Origin of the sequence: Pectobacterium sp. IFB5596 (assembly GCF_021432585.1) — a bacterium.
Lineage (GTDB): Bacteria > Pseudomonadota > Gammaproteobacteria > Enterobacterales > Enterobacteriaceae > Pectobacterium > Pectobacterium punjabense.
Genome location: NZ_LXFY01000012.1, coordinates 236145 through 255485, shown reverse-complemented (window position 1 = coordinate 255485; position 19341 = coordinate 236145). Strand labels below are relative to the sequence as shown.

The window sequence follows — 19341 nt, the reverse complement described above, 5'->3', positions numbered from 1 at the left end:
GATAAATACTAGATATGGATATTTTTTGATAAATGGCTACTACATGGTGAGTATTCTAGTCTGGATTCGTTTGAGTACAAGGCTTGATTTTGGTGTTAATTTCAGGTTGCTGAAGCGTTGGTTTCTCGAAATCCTGATTTTGTAAGGGCTAAGAGGATGTCAATATTCTGTAAAAAAAATAAGTCGCGTCCATTTTGTTGGTTTTTCAGATAAACCCAAAAAATTGCGCGGTGAAAAACCACGCAACTTTTAAGAGTATTCTTAATGGGTTCTATTTATCGTGGCGGGTATGAAGCATGTAGTTCACGTCTACGTTTGGACCGAGCTTAAAGTGGTCCGTCAACGGGTTGTAATGCAGCCCGGTGATATGCTTTTCACGCAGCGGCGTACTGTCAACCCAGTGCATCAGCTCTGCTGGGCGAATGAATTTCTTAATATCGTGCGTGCCGCGTGGCACCATTTTTAAAACATACTCAGCGCCGATAACGGCCATCATCCACGCTTTTGCATTGCGGTTGATCGTGGAGAAAAACACGTGCCCGCCGGGCTTGACCAACTTAGCGCAAGCCTGCACCACGGATTGCGGATCGGGAACGTGTTCCAGCATCTCCATGCAGGTGACCACATCGTAAAGGCCTGGGTGAGCATGAGCATGGGCTTCTACCGTTTCCTGCACGTAATCGACAGTGATACCGCTTTCCAGCGCATGTAAACGCGCAACGTCTAACGGCTCTGCGCCCATATCCAGCCCGGTGACGTCCGCACCTTCACGCGCCATGCTCTCGGCCAAAATGCCGCCGCCGCAGCCGACATCCAACACTTTCTTGCCGAACAGGCCTTCCGCACGCCGTGAAATATAGCCCAGACGCAGCGGATTAATGCGGTGCAAGGGTTTGAATTCACCGTCTAAATCCCACCAGCGGGAGGCAATAGCCTCAAATTTGGCAATTTCCTGATGGTCAACGTTCGGGGTTTGATTTTCTACATTCATGTGTCATCGCTGCCTTTCATCATCTTCTACTGCCGCGAGTATACCCCTTCATGTCGCAACGTGCAGCGCTGTCGCTTTTTTCTGTGGGATAAACATTCATGAGGAAAACAGTCTGTTCAGAGCGGAAGGGAGTTTCCCCCGAAACGGCGGTTTGTGATATAATTTTTCACCTTTTGAACAGTTCACCTTTCTGAACGGTTCACTTTTCTGAACACGGGTAGATGCCTAAATAGAGGGATAGCGGCTCCATGAGCGACCTTGCCAGAGAAATCACACCGGTCAATATTGAAGAAGAGCTGAAAAGCTCGTATCTGGATTATGCGATGTCCGTTATTGTCGGACGTGCATTACCAGATGTTCGAGATGGACTGAAACCGGTACACCGCCGCGTACTGTATGCGATGAGCGTACTGGGTAACGACTGGAACAAACCGTATAAAAAATCCGCCCGTGTCGTCGGGGATGTCATCGGTAAATACCACCCACACGGCGACTCTGCCGTTTATGAAACCATCGTGCGTATGGCGCAGCCTTTTTCACTGCGCTACATGCTGGTTGATGGTCAGGGTAACTTTGGTTCGATTGACGGCGACTCCGCTGCGGCCATGCGTTATACCGAAATTCGCATGTCGAAAATTGCTCATGAACTGCTGGCCGATCTCGAAAAAGAGACGGTCGATTTTGTGCCGAACTATGACGGCACCGAGCAGATTCCTGACGTCATGCCTACGCGTATTCCCAACCTGCTGGTTAACGGTTCTTCCGGTATCGCCGTCGGGATGGCAACGAACATTCCACCGCACAACCTGACGGAAGTTGTGAACGGCTGTCTGGCGTATATCGACGATGAAAACATTACCCTTGAAGGGTTGATGGAGCACATCAAAGGCCCGGATTTCCCGACGGCGGCGATCATCAATGGCCGACGCGGTATTGAAGAGGCCTATCGCACCGGGCGCGGTAAAATTTACATCCGTGCGCGTGCTGAAGTTGAAGCGGACGCGAAAACCGGACGTGAAACCATCATCGTGCATGAAATTCCGTACCAGGTGAACAAAGCACGCCTGATCGAGAAAATTGCTGAGCTGGTCAAAGACAAACGTATTGAAGGGATTAGCGCCCTGCGTGACGAATCCGATAAAGACGGTATGCGTATCGTCATCGAGATTAAGCGCGACGCCGTGGGCGAAGTGGTCCTGAATAATCTGTATTCCCAGACGCAGCTTCAGACGTCATTCGGCATCAACATGGTGGCACTGCATCAGGGCCAGCCTAAGATCATGCCGCTGAAAGATATTCTGGTTGCGTTTGTGCGCCATCGCCGTGAAGTGGTGACGCGCCGTACCATTTTTGAACTGCGTAAAGCCCGTGACCGCGCCCATATCCTGGAAGGTCTGGCCATTGCGCTGGCGAACATCGATCCGATTATCGAACTGATTCGTCGTGCGGCGTCACCTGCTGAAGCGAAAGCCTCGCTGATCGCACAAGCGTGGGAACTGGGCAGCGTTTCTACCATGTTGGAACGCGCGGGCGATGATGCTGCACGTCCAGAGTGGCTGGAGCCAGAGTTCGGTATTCGTGACGGTCGCTACTACCTGACAGAACAGCAAGCGCAGGCGATTCTGGATCTACGTTTGCAAAAACTGACTGGGATGGAGCACGAAAAGCTGCTGGATGAATATAAAGCGCTGTTGGCGGAGATCGCTGAGCTGCTTTATATCCTCAACAGTCCTGAGCGCCTGATGGAAGTGATCCGCGAAGAGCTGGAAGCAATCAAAACGCAGTACAGCGATGAGCGCCGTACAGAAATCACGGCGAATAGCGCCGATATCAATATCGAAGACCTGATTAATCAGGAAGATGTTGTCGTCACGCTGTCTCACCAGGGTTATGTGAAGTATCAGCCGCTGAGCGATTACGAAGCCCAACGTCGTGGTGGTCGTGGTAAATCTGCGGCTCGTATTAAAGAAGAAGACTTTATCGATCGTCTGCTGGTAGCCAATACCCACGACACGATCCTGTGCTTCTCCAGCCGTGGCCGTCTGTACTGGATGAAGGTGTATCAATTGCCGGAAGCCAGCCGTGGCGCGCGCGGTCGTCCGATCGTTAACCTGCTGCCGCTTGAGCCAAATGAACGTATCACGGCGATTCTGCCAGTCCGTGAATACGAAGAAGGCCGCCATATCTTCATGGCAACGGCGAGCGGTACGGTGAAGAAGACTGCGCTGACAGAATTCAGCCGCCCACGTAGCGCGGGGATCATCGCGGTTAATCTGAACGAGGGTGATGAGCTGATTGGCGTTGACCTGACCGATGGCAGCGATGAAGCGATGCTGTTCTCAGCGGAAGGTAAAGTAGTCCGCTTCTCTGAACAGGCGGTGCGCTCCATGGGGCGTACGGCAACGGGCGTTCGTGGTATCAACCTGCAAGGTGAAGATCGCGTGGTGTCGTTGATTATTCCTCGCGGTGAGGGCGACATCCTGACCGTCACACAAAATGGCTTTGGTAAACGTACTGCGGTGAGTGAGTACCCAACCAAGTCACGTGCGACGAAAGGGGTTATTTCTATCAAGGTCAGCGAGCGTAACGGTAAAGTGGTTGGTGCGGTTCAGGTTGATGCTGCAGACCAGATCATGATGATCACCGATGCGGGAACGCTGGTGCGTACACGCGTGTCTGAAGTCAGCATCGTTGGGCGTAACACCCAGGGTGTGACGCTGATTCGTACGGCGGAAGATGAAAATGTTGTCGGCCTGCAACGTGTTGCTGAACCGGTAGAAGATGAAGAGCTGGATGGCGTGGTAAACGTTGAAGGCGAAATTGCCGAAGACGATGATGCTATCGACGACATTGATGGCGATGATGATATCGCTGAAGATGACGAATAAGCCTTTTCCTTAAACTGGAATGAGCCGAGTAAGCCAGCGCGATGCGCTGGCTTTTTTTATCGACACTCGGTAGTGTATCAGCCAACTGGTTCTTCCATCATTCAACGGTATTCACTTGAAATATCTCGCCTCATTCCATACCACATTAAAAGTCTCCCGCTATTTGTTCCGGGTTTTGGCGATCATGCTGTGGGTGTTAGGCGCGCTAATATCCGTTTTCTATATTACTAAAGTATTGAATGAAAAAGAGTCGGAGCTGCGGCAGGAATATAATCTTAGCTTTGATCAGTCGCAGGGATACATCCGCCATGCTGCGGATATTGTGCGCGAACTTCAGTATCTGGCGGCAAATCGTTTAGTGCTGGCGAGAGAAAGGGCTGAGCCGCCAACAGAAGGGGGGCCGGGTGTTTCTGTTTATGCGCTTACGCCCGGCGCAACCTGTTCCACGCAATATGGCGGGAATGCAGCGCTGCTCTCATTGAGTCATTTTTTCAATGGCTGGCAGGATAATTTCTCTGCCGTCTACGATCTTAATCGGGTCTTTTTTGTCGGCGGCGATCGGCGCTGTATGGTTGATTTTGGCATTCGTAATCAGTCGCTTGACCGTGATAACTTGCTTAAAAATGTGCAGGATCGGTTTCAGGATCAGAAGAAAAATCGTACCCAAACTGGGCGTGATGAAACGCTTTATTGGATTACCCCCGCATCCATCCCCGATGTCGGCTATTTATATGCACTCACGCCGATCTATGTGGATAACAAGCTGGAAGTCATCATGGGGATTGAACAGACGATTCGTCTGGATGACTTCGTCACCGTCAGCAAATTTCCGCTCAATGCCAAGTTGTTGGATCAATATAATCAGGTCGTTTTACAGTTTTCCGATGACAGAGGGCTCTCTGCTTCCTCGGCAGAGGGTTATCCCTCCGATCATAACTATTTTGGTTATGCGAATGGCTATGATGAACTCATTCTGAAGAAGGCGCTGCCGCCTACTTCGTTCAGTATTGTGTACTCGCTGCCGCTGAAGGTGCTGTTGTCACATATCAGTGCATTGATGATCAATATGCTCGTGCTGAATATCCTTTCAGCAATTCTATTGTTTGTGTTGGCGCTGGTGTTTGAGCGAAAAATGCTGTTGCCTGCGGAAGTGAATGCCTTTCAGTTGGAAGAGAATGAGCAATTCAACCGCAAGATCGTGGCGTCGGCACCGGTAGGCATTTGTATTCTGCGTATTAGTGACGGTACAAATATCCTCAGTAACGAACTGGCGCACAACTACCTTAATTTACTCACCCACGAAGACCGATTGAGAATTACCCGCATTATTTGCGAGCAGCAGTCCAAGTTTGTGGATGTGATGACCAGCCGTAACCACCACCTGCAAATCAGCTTTGTCCATTCGCGTTACCGCAATGAAAATGTGGCGATTTGTGTGCTGCTGGACGTTAGCGCGCGCGTCAAAATGGAAGAGTCGCTACAGGAAATGGCGAATGCCGCCGAGCAGGCAAGCCAGTCTAAATCGATGTTCCTTGCCACTGTGAGCCATGAATTGCGCACGCCGCTTTATGGCATTATTGGCAATCTTGATTTGCTGCAAACCAAGGCGCTGCCGCAGGATGCTAACCGTTTGGTCTTGGCGATGAACAACTCTTCCTCACTGCTGCTGAAGATCATCAGCGATATCCTCGATTTTTCCAAGATTGAGTCGGAGCAGTTGAAGATAGAACCCTGTGAATTTGCACCGCATGAGGTGATCAGCCACATCACCAGTAACTATCTCCCGCTGGTGGTCAAAAAACGCCTGATGCTGTACTGCTTTATCGATCCTAATGTACCGGTCAGCCTGTTTGGCGATCCTGTTCGTTTACAGCAGGTGCTGTCTAACCTGTTGAGTAACGCGATCAAGTTTACGGATACGGGCTGCATCATTTTTGAAGTTGGCTGCCGCGATGGTTATCTGGAATTTGTGGTGCGTGATACTGGTGTGGGTATTCAACCGCGTGAGGCAGTGAAGTTGTTTGATCCATTCTTCCAGGCGGGGAGTGGTGTACAGCGCCATTTTCAGGGTACAGGACTAGGGTTGGCCATTTGTGAGAAGCTGATCAATCTGATGGATGGCGACATTACCATCGAGTCGGAACCGGGGCTCGGCAGCCTGTTTGGCGTCAGAATTCCGTTGTATAAAGCGCACTATGCTCCCGTGGCGATCAACGCCAGCCTGCAAGGGAAAATATGCTGGTTGAGGGTGCGCAATGCCCGGCTGGAGGCATATCTACTGACGTTGTTGCAGAACCAAGGCGTGCAGGCTGTGCGTTACCAAAATCAAACTGTGTCGCCCGATGATGTGATGATTAGTGATTACAGCCCGCCAGAAGATATTACTGTTCGGGCGCATATCGTGATAAGCGGCGCACATAACGGATCGGCACAGAAAGTGAGTGAGGGCCACTGGGTGCAGGGGACATCGACACCTCAACATCTGCCTGATTTGCTGGAGAAAATTTATCGCTCAGAAAGTGAAGAAAACACTCGCGAGGAGATTTCACCGCCGCTGACGCACTATGAGCGGGTTGAGAATGGCGACATTATGATTCTTGTCGTTGACGATCACCCTATCAACCGTCGATTGCTGGCCGATCAGTTGGGTTCTCTGGGGTATCAGGCGATGACGGCGAATGACGGCGTAGATGGGCTGAGCGTATTGAGTAAACACCACATTGATATCGTGCTGACGGACGTCAACATGCCGAATATGGATGGTTATTTATTCACCCAGCGCATGCGGGAGCAGGGGCTACGCTTCCCGGTCATTGGCGTGACGGCGAATGCATTGGCAGAGGAAAGAGAACGCTGCCTTGGGGCGGGGATGGATCACTGTTTGTCAAAACCGGTTACGCTGGATACATTGCAGCAGGCGCTGGCGTATTACAGTAACGTGGTGCGTCAGGCGAGAACATCCGAGAAGTGACCTGCATCGGCGCAATTGCCGATGCAGGGAGAAAAACCTAGTCGACCTGTGTTGCGCCGCCGTTAACGGAGGACAGGTAGTTGAGCAGGGCGATATCGTTCTCGACGCCGAGCTTGGTCATGGCTGATTTCTTCTGGCTACTGATCGTTTTGATACTGCGATTCAGTTTTTTGGCGATTTCGGTCACTAAAAAGCCTTCTGCAAACAAACGCAGTACTTCACTTTCTTTCGGGGACAGACGTTTATCGCCGTAGCCGCTGGCGCTGATTTTCTCCAGCACTTTGGATACGCTGTCCGGCGTGAATTTCTTTCCTTTTTGCAGGGCTGCTAGCGCTTTGGGTAAATCGGTCGGCGCGCCCTGTTTCAGTACGATGCCTTCGATGTCCAGATCCAGCACCGCACTCAGAATCGCCGGATTATTGTTCATGGTGAGAACAATAATAGAGAGATGAGGGAAATGACGCTTAATGTATTTAATGAGCGTTATACCATCGCCGTATTTATCGCCTGGCATGGATAAATCGGTGATTAAAACATTAGCGTCCAGCTTAGGCAGGTTATTGATCAGCGCGGTTGAGTCTTCAAATTCGCCAACCACATTGACCCATTCAATTTGCTCAAGTGATTTTTTGATGCCAAAAAGGACAATAGGATGGTCGTCGGCAATAATTACGTTTAGGTTACTCATCGTTTTGGTTACTCATCTTGTTGGCTACCTTGCTGCCCTTTAGGTTCGCTTGGGGATAGTAATGCACTGACAAACCTCTCAATTTCATGAAGGTTAGCCTCAATCTGTACACTATCGTGCGCGGTAATATGCTGTTCAAGCTGTTCACACAACTGTTTGCCAGGGTGCAGATTCAGCATGGCAAACACGCCTTTCAGCCGGTGCGCCGTCTGCGAAAGTGACGGAAAATCGCCTGCTTGCGCTTCAGTATACAGCCTCTTTAAATCATCCGGTACTGTCTCCACGAACAGCGAATAATAGTCGCTTGACGCCAATTGTGCGGCGTAAAATTCGATATCGTTCTGTTCTCCTTCCTGCGTCGTATCGGGGGGTGTTTCCAGTTGCAGTTCAATCAGCTTAAGCAATGCCTCCAGCAGGAGGTGGCTGATATTGTAGTTCACCCGTAAACGGCGCGGGCCCAAAGGCATTAGCGTGTCATCGTCATGACTCAACAGCAGCGTATAATCTGCTTTTTTCTCCGGGTCATCAGTAATAAAAATATCGGCTTCCTGAGTAATCTGGCGTTCCTCGCTGATCAGATAATTCGCTCCCCAGCCCGCCAGCATATTACCGACGATATTCTGTACTTCATCAGACGTTACATCCAGCAGAACGGTAATACCATCCAGCAGTTTTTCGTCCTCAACGGGCAGCGCTTCCGGCTCTAGTTTTAACGTCAGAATATAGTGTGTACCTAGCCCGGATTTACTGTTGATGGTTAACGCGCCGCCCAGTCTATTACAGAGTTGATTGCACAAAAATAAGGTCAATCCTGAATTTTGTCCGAAATGGTCGGAAGTTGCAGGATGCAGGAAAGGATGCCGAATATTTTCCTGCTCTTTACCTGAAATATGTGTTCCTGTATCGCTGACCTGAATAACCAGCCTGTCCGGCTCATTATTTTTTCTGTCAACCGACACCGTAATTTTTCCGTAATCCGTATTGGTCACCGAATAATTTAGCAGCAGTGCCAGCATCTTTTTCAACAGCTCGGCATCACCCACATAAGTTTGATTACTATCCAGATGATAATGATGGAATAAGGTTAACCCTTTTTGATTCAACCGTGGCAGCAGCTCAAGGAGAACATTGTCGATAAGCGCTAGCGGTGAAAAACTGGCGTTGACCACCGTCCATTCCTGCGCCTCCAGCTTTTCATGCAGGGCGATATTTTCCAACAGCTCGATCGCGCAGCGGGTATCTGCTGTGAGTTGCTCCAGCGTCTGTGCTTCTATGATCGCCGCATCACTGTGGCGTATCGCCTGAATATGTTGTTGTAGTGAGATCAACGGTTGTTTGAATTCGCTGAGCAGGTTTTGGAATAGGCGTTTTCTGGCATGAATATTCTTTTCATATTCACGCTGGGCTAGCAGTAATTTCCGCTGCACCAGAATCTCTTTATCCTGTTCGCGCAGCAGGAAGAGACAATAGTCTGGCGAATATTGGCTACGAAATTGGCGGATTTCATACATTTCATTATTGATAGTGACCTGAATAACGCCCTGATGTTCGTCTGCCATATTGGTGATTTTTTGCAGGCTCAGGTGAGGAAGCAGATGCTCTGCACGCTCATTTTGTATAATGATCTTGTTGCTGCTGAAATCATAAACCAATACGCCCATCGGGATTTTTCCCGTGGTTTCGCGGTAAATATCCAGCTTATTTTCCAACTGATGGGATAAGTCTTCGTCGGGATGCGCATACGTCCGCCGGAAAAGATAAAAACCTATAACGGACAAACTCAGCAGAACCAGATTCAGCAGTAGAAACCAGATGTTATTACGCAACACATCAATCATCAGAGCTTTCACCGGCACCTGAAAAACGATTTTTAGCGGTGCATTAACGAGTGTGGCGGAGATTTCAAGATTAGAGCCATGAAGCTGCACGTCAGCTGCGCCTTCGCCATTATTGCTGCTGTCAATATTGCTGGCCGCTGGCGTATCTGGCTTCAGCATAAGATGCTCGCGCGGAATCGTGTCTGGGATTAAATCGTTAATTGGCAAATCGAATGCCAGAATCGTCGCCAGATGGCCCGGCTGATTGAATGTGGTGCGCAGCGTAAAATAGTAGTCGTTATAGAAGCGTAATTTACGCAGCGGGGAAAAACTTTCGCGCTCGTCTAATACATTCGCCTGTTGTAGCATTTCTGTTCGGCGGGCTTCAGCAATGACCGTAATATAATTGCCGCGGAACTGCGAAGAGATATCTTTCAGCGTTTGCGTAGAAATCATCGTCAGGCTGTTGTCGATACCGTTCAGGTAATACATGGAATAGACGTTATTCTCTGCTCCCCAGAGAATATCGAGATAGCGTGATATCCGACGAACCGATGTCAGCGTCCCTTTATCGTGTTGCCCAAAAATCAACGCATCCGTTTTCTGACCGTTTTTTTCTACATAGAAAACATTGGGCATTAAATTAATCGCGCTAATGTTGGCGTCACTAGCGGACGGTTCACTGTTCAGACTGCCGTAAATTTGATAGGTGAAAAAACGGTAAGTATCGACGCGTTTCTGTATGCCCTGAGCAATGGTCGTCAGCGAATGCTTTTTGTCCGCCAGCAAATCGTTGATGTAGCTATAGCCAAACGTTCCAGTAATAAGGAGCGATAACACCGTAAGGAGGGAAAAATAACGCAAGATCATGGCTGGCATCAATTAACGCTCCTGATTAGCGGATGACTGCTCGTGCACTGGCGCTGACGGCCAGCAACAGCAGTGCGACGAACCCGAATGCGGTAGCCAAATTGCTGAGCTGCGCAATAAAGCCGAGAATGGTTGGGCCGATAAGAATGCCCGCATAGCCTACTGTGGTAATGGAGGCGATGGCCAGATTGGGTGGCATGATCTTTTGGTTTCCCGCCGCGCTGAAGAGGATCGGTACTACATTGGATGCGCCGATACCCACCATCACGAAGCCAAGAATGGCGGTTACTGCATTATCAATACTGATCGTTAACAGCAGACCGAGTGCGGCACAGAGGCTGCCGCCAGTCAGAATCGCGTAGCGCCCAAGCGCATTAACAATGCGATCGCCATTGAGTCTGCCGAGCGTCATCGCGACGGAAAATGCCGCATAGCCCATACCCGCCTGTGCGCCGCTCAGGTTGCGCTCAACCGTTAGAAAGAGGGCGCTCCAATCCAATATCGAACCTTCGGCCAGAAACATGATGAAGCAGAGTGAACCAATGAACATGACCCATCCGCGTGGGATCACAAACAGCGGGCCGCCTTCATTTTGATTTGTGGTGCGTAGCAGGTGCTTATGCGCCATTGTCATGAATAGCAGCACCAACGCAACAATAGTCAGTATCGCCATTAACGGGGACAGACCAAGCCACAGCAGGGCGCTGACGCCACCAGCACCGACAATCCCGCCGATGCTAAAGAAACCATGAAAGCCGGACATCATCGCGCGGCCGCTGGCACGTTCTACGATGACGGCCTGAATATTCATGGCAACATCGATCATACCAATAGATGCGCCAAAAAAGAGCAGCACGACTGCCATCAACGGCAGCGTTTCTGCTTGCGTCAGGGCGGGCAATATCAGACAAAGCAGCGCGCTTGCCAGCAAAATAACGCTGCGGCATCCCCATTTACTGGTGAGGAAGCCGGTGAGCGGCATGGCCAACAGCGAACCAATGCCCAGAGAAAGTAACAACATCCCGAGAGAGGCATCACTGATAGCCAGTCGCGCTTTAACAAAGGGCACCAGCGGTGCCCAGGAAGCCATAGCAAAACCTGCAACAAAGAAAGCGATGCGCGTGGCTGCCTGTGCTTTTTTGCCCGGCAGATTCTGGTTAATGCTTAACGAGTTGGAATGCAGTGTCGTACTCATCCTGAACGAGGCTATCCGGTATACGTGACAAGAGCCTATTTTTACCATAATTAGCGGTCTGAATGGAAAGAATCCAAGCAGACGGCGAAAGGCGAGAGGTGAAAATATGTCTTGATGCGATGCCGCACGCAAAAAAATGCCGACTAGATAATCGGCAGAAGAAAGGGTCAATTGAAGCAATAATGATGATGAAATAAGATTTTAGTGCGATGTGTGCGTACCGTTTTGCCGTTTGATGCGATTTCACCCCGTGCTCACCGTTGTGGTCATGCGGATACCCTTTAGGGAGTAAAAAATTTCCAGGAGAAATTTTTAACGTTGCGCAAGCAACGGCCTGTAAGGGTGACGGCCAGGGATGGTACGTCATAAAAATGTACTGAAACGCACTCTGCTGGTGGTGGCTTTTGCGTCTTGCATAACCTCTCACCCACGACGTGTTTTTTTCCCGTATAATCCCCTACTTTGTGTTAGGTCTCCGGGGTGACGGTGAAACAACTTTCCGACTTGCTGCGCCATATGCAGCAAGATTTGCGCGAGCCACAGCCTGAACGCGCAGGTTTCAGACAAATAACGCGTTCATTACGCCTCAGTGAGGCGGCTGAGTTATTGCCATGGTTGGCGACTCAGCCTGTGTATCCCCAGTTTTATTGGCAGCACCGTCAGGATCGTGAAGAGGTTGCCGTTTGTGGCAAGGTGTGTGGATTTCGTCATATTCAGGACGCTGAGGCATTCCTCGTTCAGCAGCAGTGCGATCCCGATGTCCGCATCTGGGGGCTGAATGCATTTAACCAGTCGAAAGAAGAGGGCGCTTCGTCGCCCGGCTACCTGTTCTTGCCCCGTGCGGAACTGCGACGTCAGGATGATACGCTCAGCCTGAGCATTAACCTGTTCAGTGAAACGTCATTGCAACAGGATGCTGTCGAAGCTTCTGCGTTTATTAATCTGCTGCTTCCCCCCGCGCCATTGCCTCTTTTGCATGCGCAAGTGCAGTCTGTTGCGCATCTGCCTGAGCGTCAGGGGTGGATTGATTTGCTTCAGCGGGCGCTGCATGACATCAAAACAGGGCTAATGGAAAAAGTCGTTTTGGCGCGGGCAACCACGCTAACCCTGACACAACCACTACAGGCAACCACTTTTATGGCTGCCAGCCGTGCGGCGAATCATCACTGTTTCCATTTCATGCTGGCACACGATGCACGTCATGCGTTTCTTGGTTCCAGCCCGGAGCGGCTTTATCGCCGGCGAGGGAGCGAATTGGAAACGGAAGCTTTGGCGGGCACGGTGGCAAGCGATCGCGATGCACACAAAGCCGCTGAACTAGCCGATTGGCTGATGAAAGACACTAAGAATCAGTGCGAGAACATGCTGGTGGTGGATGATATTTGTCAGCGGCTACAGCAATCTGCGCTGTCGCTGGATGTCATGCCGCCAGAAATTGTGCGTTTGCGTAAGGTGCAGCACCTGCGTCGCACCATTCATGCCACGCTGCGAACCGCGTCTGATAGTGCGTGCCTGAATACATTGCAGCCTACGGCGGCAGTAGCGGGTTTGCCGAGGCAGGAGGCACGCCGCTTTATTGCGGCTAATGAGCCGTTTGAGCGCGGTTGGTATGCGGGTTCTGCGGGTTACTTGTCGCGTCAGCAGTCTGAATTCAGCGTGGCACTGCGTTCAGCAGAAGTGCGGGATCATGTTTTGACGCTCTATGCTGGTGCCGGAATTGTGGCCGATTCTGATCCAGAACAAGAATGGCAGGAGTTGGAAAACAAAGCTGCGGGGCTGAGATCGCTGTTAGACGGTGATATGTCATAGTTTTGTTTTATGGTTGTTGTGCCAGGTACTGGTTTATATCAAAGTCGGCGTGGTAAAAAAAAATATAATAAGGCTGATCGCGATAGTTGTTGAAGGGCAACCAGGCCGCCAACAGTTGGATCAAGAGTATTTGCTATACCCTAAATAATTCGAGTTGCAGGACAAATTGGCTTAGCCGATTTGAACGCCGCTTGCGGCGGCCCTTCAGGGTGACGCTCAGAGATGAGCTGAGTATTGCCAACGCACATGCAGCTTGAAGTATGACGGGAATAACCTGCAACCTGAGTTGTTGAGTACATCATGTCAACAAGTGTATTTAATCGCCGCTGGGCTACATTGCTGCTGGAATCGCTGACCCGTCATGGCGTCCGGCATATCTGCATCGCGCCTGGTTCTCGCTCTACCCCGCTGACGCTGTCTGCGGCAGATAATCGTGCACTAATTTGCCACACGCATTTTGATGAGCGGGGGTTGGGGCATCTTGCGCTCGGGCTGGCAAAGGCTTCGCGTGAACCGGTTGCGATTATCGTGACGTCAGGTACTGCCGCTGCCAACCTTTATCCGGCAATTATTGAAGCAGGACTGACCGGTGAACGGCTGGTGGTTTTGACAGCCGATCGTCCACCGGAGCTGATTGACTGCGGGGCGAATCAGGCGATTCGCCAGCATGCACTGTATGCGTCACACCCCACGCTGGCGCTGGATTTACCGCGCCCTACGCCCGATATTCCTGCTAACTGGCTGGTTTCCTCCGTGGATAGTGCGATGGCACGGCTTACGCACGGTGCGTTGCACATTAACTGTCCCTTTGCTGAACCGCTTTACGGTGCTGATGATGGCACGGCTTATCAAGACTGGCTGATGACGCTGGGTGACTGGTGGAACAGCCGCGAGCCTTGGCTACGTGAAATGCGCCAGAGTGCGCTGGCGGTGCAGCCGGACTGGCCGCAGTGGCGGCAGAGGCGTGGCGTTGTCCTCGCTGGGCGTGTGAGCCCCGAACAAGGAACGCGTCTTGCGGCGTGGGCGAGCGAATTGGGCTGGCCGTTGATTGGTGATGTGCTGTCGCAAAGCGGGCAACCTTTGCCTTGCGCGGATATTTGGCTGGCACACCCTGAAGCGGCAAGTCTTTTACGACAGGCAGACATCGTCTTACAGTTCGGCGGTAGCCTGACCGGTAAACGCCTGCTGCAATGGCAAGAACAGTGTCAGCCGCAAGAATTTTGGTTAATTGACGATCTGCCGGGACGACTGGACCCGGCTCACCATCGCGGGCGTCGTTTGGTTGCGGATGTTGGCGAATGGCTGTCGGCGCATCCAGCAGAAAAACAGGCGTCGTGGGCGGATTTGTTGGTGGATATTGCCGACAGAACGCAGCGGCAGATCGATACGTATCTGGCTTCCCGTTTTGGTGAAGCGCAGTTGGCGCAGCGAATACCAGCGCTGCTGCCGCCGGATGGGCAGCTGTTTGTCGGCAATAGCCTCGTGGTGCGTCTGATCGATGCACTGGCACAGCTTCCGCAGGGATATCCCGTGTATGGGAATCGAGGAGCCAGCGGCATCGATGGCCTGATTTCTACGCTGGCTGGTGTACAGCGCGCCACGGCGAAAGCGACGCTGGGCATCGTTGGCGATCTCTCTGCATTATACGATTTGAATGCGCTGGCGCTGTTGCGTCAGTCTCCCGCACCGCTGGTGCTGATCGTGGTGAACAATAACGGTGGTCAGATCTTTTCCCTGCTGCCTACGCCGGTTGACCAGCGCGAAGCGTTTTATTGCATGCCACAAAATGTGGAATTCGGACACGCTGCGGCGATGTTTGGCCTGAATTACGTGCGTGCCGAGAACTGGGAACAACTCGCGGATACGGTGTCAAATTGCTGGACGCAGGGCGGGATCACGCTGCTTGAAGTGGTGGTTGAACCGAAAGACGGCGCGGAAACGCTCAATGAGCTGGTCGCGCAGGTGGCGGCGTGGGTTCACTAGATTCTCAGGGGCTAGGTTGTCGAACAGTGATGCATGGCGCGGTGGCTCCCATGCAGCCGTGGCTGGTGTGCCTGCATGGTTTATTAGGCAGTGGCGAGGACTGGCTGCCTGTCCTGCCGTGTTTTCGTGACTGGCCCGTGCTGCTGGTCGATTTACCCGGACACGGCACGTCACGAGCTAGTACTACAGCAGATTTTGCCGATATCAGCCGCCAATTAACCGCAACGCTGCTGGCGCAGGGCATCGAACGTTATTGGCTGCTGGGCTATTCGCTCGGTGGGCGCATTGCGATGTATCACGCCTGCGACGGGCACCATGACGGCATGCTGGGGCTGCTGGTCGAAGGGGGACATCCCGGTTTGGCAACGCCAGAACTGCGTACGGAACGTATTCATCATGATGCACGCTGGGCGCAGCGTTTTCGTCAGGAGCCCTTGCCAGCGGTCTTGCAGGATTGGTATCAGCAGGCCGTTTTTGCCGATGTTGATTCAGCGCAGCGTGAGCAACTGATAGTACGTCGCAGCGGCAATCATGGCGCGTCTGTTGCGGCGATGCTGGAAGCGACCTCGCTGGGGCGGCAGCCTTTTTTGGCGGAACGCCTGCGGCATCTGTCGATCCCTTTTGTTTACTTATGCGGTGCCCGCGATGTGAAATTTCAGACGCTGGCGGCGCAATACGGCCTGCCGTTACTGAGCATCGCTCAGGCGGGTCATAATGCTCATCAGGCGAACCCAACGGCCTATGCCGAGCGGGTTCGCTCTTTTCTTTTGCACCCCGTTAAGGACTGATAACTATGCTTTATCCGAGTGAAGAACTGCTTTACGCACCCGTTGAATGGCACGATTGCAGCGGCGACTTCGCCGATATTCTCTACCATAAATCTATCGATGGGATTGCCAAAATCACCATTAACCGTCCTCAGGTACGCAATGCGTTTCGTCCGCAAACGGTAAAAGAGATGATTCAGGCGCTCGATAATGCGCGTCATGACGATGGTATCGGGACGATTATCCTGACCGGTGCTGGCGATAAAGCATTCTGCTCCGGCGGCGATCAGAAAGTACGTGGCGACTACGGCGGTTATCAGGATGACAGCGGTGTGCACCACCTGAACGTGCTGGATTTCCAGCGCCAGATCCGCACCTGCCCAAAACCGGTTGTCGCGATGGTCGCAGGCTATTCCATCGGTGGCGGACATGTGCTGCATATGATGTGCGATCTGACGATTGCGGCAGAAAACGCCATCTTCGGTCAAACTGGCCCGCGCGTCGGCTCCTTTGACGGCGGCTGGGGCGCTTCTTACATGGCTCGCATCGTTGGTCAGAAGAAAGCACGTGAAATCTGGTTCCTGTGCCGCCAGTACGATGCGGCACAAGCGTTGGATATGGGGTTGGTGAACACCGTGGTTCCGTTGGCCGATCTGGAAAAAGAGACGGTGCGCTGGTGCCGTGAAATGTTGCAAAACAGCCCGATGGCGTTGCGTTGCCTGAAAGCGGCACTGAACGCGGACTGTGACGGTCAGGCTGGCTTGCAGGAACTGGCGGGCAACGCCACCATGTTGTTCTATATGACGGACGAAGGGCAGGAAGGTCGTAACGCGTTTAATGAAAAACGCCAGCCTGACTTCAGCAAATTCAAACGGAATCCGTAATGCGTCGGGTCACTCTCTATCGTTACAGCGTGCCGATGGAAGCCGGGGTGGTGCTGCGTAATCAGCGTCTGAAAACCCGCGATGGCCTTATCGTTCGCCTGCAAGACGGTGAACGGTTGGGCTGGGGCGAGATTGCGCCGTTGCCGGAGTTCAGCGTGGAAACGCTGGCAGAGGCGGAATCCGCCGCGCTTGAACAACTGCAATCGTGGGCGACGGGGCGAGCATTTTCTGACGATCTTCCGCCGTCTGTTGCCTTTGGATTGAGCTGTGCACAGGCCGAACTGGATCAGCACCTGCCTCAGGCGGCGGACTATCGCAAAGCGCCGCTGTGTAATGGCGATCCTGATGAACTGTTCGAGATGCTTCAGGCGATGCCGGGCGAGAAAGTGGCAAAGATAAAAGTCGGTCTGTACGAAGCGGTGCGTGACGGCATGATCGTTAACGTCCTGCTGGAAGCCTTGCCGGACTTGAAGCTCCGCCTGGATGCTAACCGTAGTTGGACACGAGCCAAAGCGGACGGCTTCGCCCGCTATGTCGCTCCGTCATTGCGTTCACGTATTGCCTTTCTCGAAGAGCCCTGCAAAACCCGTGACGAATCCCGTGAGTTTGCGCGGGAAACCGGCATCAACATTGCCTGGGACGAGAGCGTGCGCGAGGCGGATTTTCGGGTGGAAGCCGAGCTGGGCGTGAGCGCGATTGTGATCAAGCCGACGCTGGTCGGCAGTCTGGCACGCTGTCAGCAACTGGTGCAGGAAACGCATCAGGCCGGATTAACGGCGGTGATCAGCTCCAGCATTGAATCCAGTCTGGGTCTAACGCAACTGGCGCGGGTGGCACACTGGCTAACGCCGGACACGGTTCCAGGGCTGGATACGTTAGATCTGATGCAGGCACAGGTGATTCAACGCTGGCCAGATAGTACGTTGCCGCTTCTGGCTACCGAGCAACTGGACGTGGTATGGCAATCCTGACTGACTGGCCTTGGCGATACTGGGCTAGCCAGACGCCCCTGTCTGTTGCATTGATTGAAGACGAAATCCGCTGGAGCTGGCAGGCGCTCGCCCAGCGGGTGGATCGTCTGGCAGAACATCTCACACAGCAGGGTGTTACCGCTGAAAGCACGGTAGCACTACGTGGGAAAAACAGCGTACAGATGCTGTTCTGTTATTTGGCGCTGTTACAGTGCGGTGTGCGAGTACTTCCGCTGAATCCACAATTGCCTGATACGTTAACCGAGGCGCTGCTGCCCACGCTGGGTGTGGGCTACGGCCTGTGTCTGAATGATAAGCTCTGGCCGAATACCGTACGCTCGCTTTCTTTACCATCGGCTTCCTCGTCATTAGGTGATACCGAAGCAACCAACTACACGAGTCGATTATGCTGGCAGGCCGATCGGCTAGCGACGCTGACGCTGACATCCGGTTCTAGCGGAATGCCGAAAGCGGTGGTGCACACGTTCGCTGCTCATCTCTCCAGTGCGGAAGGCGTAGTCCAAATAATGGCATTTTCCGCCAGCGACAGTTGGCTGCTGTCACTTCCGCTCTTTCACGTGTCTGGACAAGGTATCGTCTGGCGCTGGCTTGCTGCGGGAGCCACGATAGTGGTTCGTGCGCATCAGCCTCTGGACAGTGCGCTGCGCGATTGTACCCATGCTTCTCTGGTACCAACCCAACTGTGGCGACTGCTGTCGGAGGAGACATTGCCTACGGCACTGAAAGCCGTATTGCTTGGCGGTGCGACGATCCCGCAGGTGCTGACGCAGCAGGCAGAAGCACGAGGCGTAAGCTGCTGGTGTGGTTATGGTCTGACGGAACTGGCGTCCACTGTCTGCGCTAAACGTGCCGATGGTCGCTCGGGCGTCGGTATGCCGCTACAGGGACGAGAGATCCGGTTGGTGGAGGAGGAAATTCTGCTGCGTGGCAGCACGTTAGCGACTGGCTATTGGCGTGACGGAAAACTGATCCCGCTGCTTGATGATGACGGCTGGTTCCACACGCGAGATCGCGGGCGGTTTGTCGAGGGCGAGTGGCACATTCAGGGGCGTTTGGATAATCAATTTTTCAGCGGTGGGGAAGGCATTCAGCCGGAGAATATCGAAGCCGTGCTGTTGACGCATCCCGACGTTCAACAGGCATGCGTGGTGCCCGTTGACGATGTGGAGTTTGGCCATCGCCCTGTTGCGGTAGTCGAGGTGGCGCATTCCTCGACGCTTGATGCGGTGCGAGATTGGCTACAGCCGCAGCTTGCCGGATTTCAGCGTCCGGTAGCGTATTACACGTTGCCAACTGAACTGAAAAACGGTGGAATTAAGCTTTCTCGCCAGCAGGTGAAAAGCTGGGTCAACGCCATGCGCCACCAGCTCAAACCTTAGTGCGACTTGGCTTTACACTATTTCATGCTGGAGTGAAGGCGCGTTTCGGGTAGAATCGGCAGCGATAACATCTTTACACGCGCGTTTAACGACGGTTTTAAGGATAT

The 19341-nt window shown here is 52.5% G+C and carries 12 protein-coding genes; 8 read left to right on the top strand and 4 right to left on the bottom strand.

What is annotated here, in order from left to right; genetic code table 11:
- Window positions 1-271: 271 nt before the first annotated feature.
- Complete coding sequence (gene ubiG, locus A6301_RS10935; protein WP_215483147.1) at window positions 272-991, bottom strand: bifunctional 2-polyprenyl-6-hydroxyphenol methylase/3-demethylubiquinol 3-O-methyltransferase UbiG; 720 nt, start codon at window positions 989-991, stop codon at window positions 272-274.
- A 248-nt stretch (window positions 992-1239) separates the two neighbouring features.
- Between ubiG and gyrA the strand changes: the two genes are divergently transcribed.
- Entirely contained in the window at window positions 1240-3879 is a 2640-nt protein-coding gene (gene gyrA, locus A6301_RS10930) for a DNA topoisomerase (ATP-hydrolyzing) subunit A (RefSeq protein WP_234257774.1), read from the top strand.
- Between the two features lie 115 nt (window positions 3880-3994).
- Window positions 3995-6850: a two-component system sensor histidine kinase RcsC gene (rcsC, locus tag A6301_RS10925; RefSeq protein ID WP_234257773.1), complete on the top strand. Its 2856-nt coding sequence runs from the start codon at window positions 3995-3997 to the stop codon at window positions 6848-6850.
- 37 nt (window positions 6851-6887) lie between these two features.
- Here rcsC and rcsB read toward each other — a convergent pair whose 3' ends face one another.
- The 3 genes from rcsB to A6301_RS10910 are packed head-to-tail and all read right to left on the bottom strand — an operon-like array spanning window position 6888 to window position 11420.
- Window positions 6888-7538 (bottom strand): response regulator transcription factor RcsB, encoded by a 651-nt coding sequence (gene rcsB / locus A6301_RS10920; RefSeq protein ID WP_005976164.1) that lies wholly within the window; start codon window positions 7536-7538, stop codon window positions 6888-6890.
- A gap of 8 nt (window positions 7539-7546) precedes the next feature.
- A complete protein-coding gene (gene rcsD, locus A6301_RS10915) occupies window positions 7547-10234 on the bottom strand; it encodes a phosphotransferase RcsD (protein ID WP_234257772.1) in 2688 nt (895 codons plus the stop codon).
- A 16-nt stretch (window positions 10235-10250) separates the two neighbouring features.
- Window positions 10251-11420 carry an MFS transporter gene (locus A6301_RS10910; protein WP_107168361.1) on the bottom strand — a complete coding sequence of 390 codons (1170 nt, stop codon included), beginning with the start codon at window positions 11418-11420 and terminating at the stop codon, window positions 10251-10253.
- Between the two features lie 486 nt (window positions 11421-11906).
- On the opposite strand from A6301_RS10910, the gene menF reads away from it, so the two are divergent.
- From menF to menE, 6 genes are all read left to right on the top strand, one after another.
- Window positions 11907-13229, top strand: a complete 1323-nt coding sequence (gene menF / locus A6301_RS10905) for an isochorismate synthase MenF (RefSeq protein WP_215483151.1) — start codon at window positions 11907-11909, stop codon at window positions 13227-13229.
- Between the two features lie 300 nt (window positions 13230-13529).
- Complete coding sequence (gene menD, locus A6301_RS10900; RefSeq protein ID WP_234257771.1) at window positions 13530-15212, top strand: 2-succinyl-5-enolpyruvyl-6-hydroxy-3-cyclohexene-1-carboxylic-acid synthase; 1683 nt, start codon at window positions 13530-13532, stop codon at window positions 15210-15212.
- A complete protein-coding gene (gene menH, locus A6301_RS10895; RefSeq protein ID WP_234257770.1) occupies window positions 15200-16000 on the top strand; it encodes a 2-succinyl-6-hydroxy-2,4-cyclohexadiene-1-carboxylate synthase in 801 nt (266 codons plus the stop codon). The genes menD and menH overlap by 13 nt, the downstream gene beginning before the upstream one ends.
- 5 nt (window positions 16001-16005) lie before the next feature.
- Complete coding sequence (gene menB, locus A6301_RS10890; RefSeq protein WP_107168357.1) at window positions 16006-16863, top strand: 1,4-dihydroxy-2-naphthoyl-CoA synthase; 858 nt, start codon at window positions 16006-16008, stop codon at window positions 16861-16863.
- A complete protein-coding gene (gene menC, locus A6301_RS10885; RefSeq protein ID WP_234257769.1) occupies window positions 16863-17834 on the top strand; it encodes an o-succinylbenzoate synthase in 972 nt (323 codons plus the stop codon). Before menB ends, menC begins: the two co-directional genes overlap by 1 nt.
- On the top strand, window positions 17822-19234 hold the full coding sequence (gene menE / locus A6301_RS10880; RefSeq protein WP_234257768.1) for an o-succinylbenzoate--CoA ligase: 1413 nt from the start codon (window positions 17822-17824) through the stop codon (window positions 19232-19234). Before menC ends, menE begins: the two co-directional genes overlap by 13 nt.
- Window positions 19235-19341 lie beyond the last annotated feature (107 nt).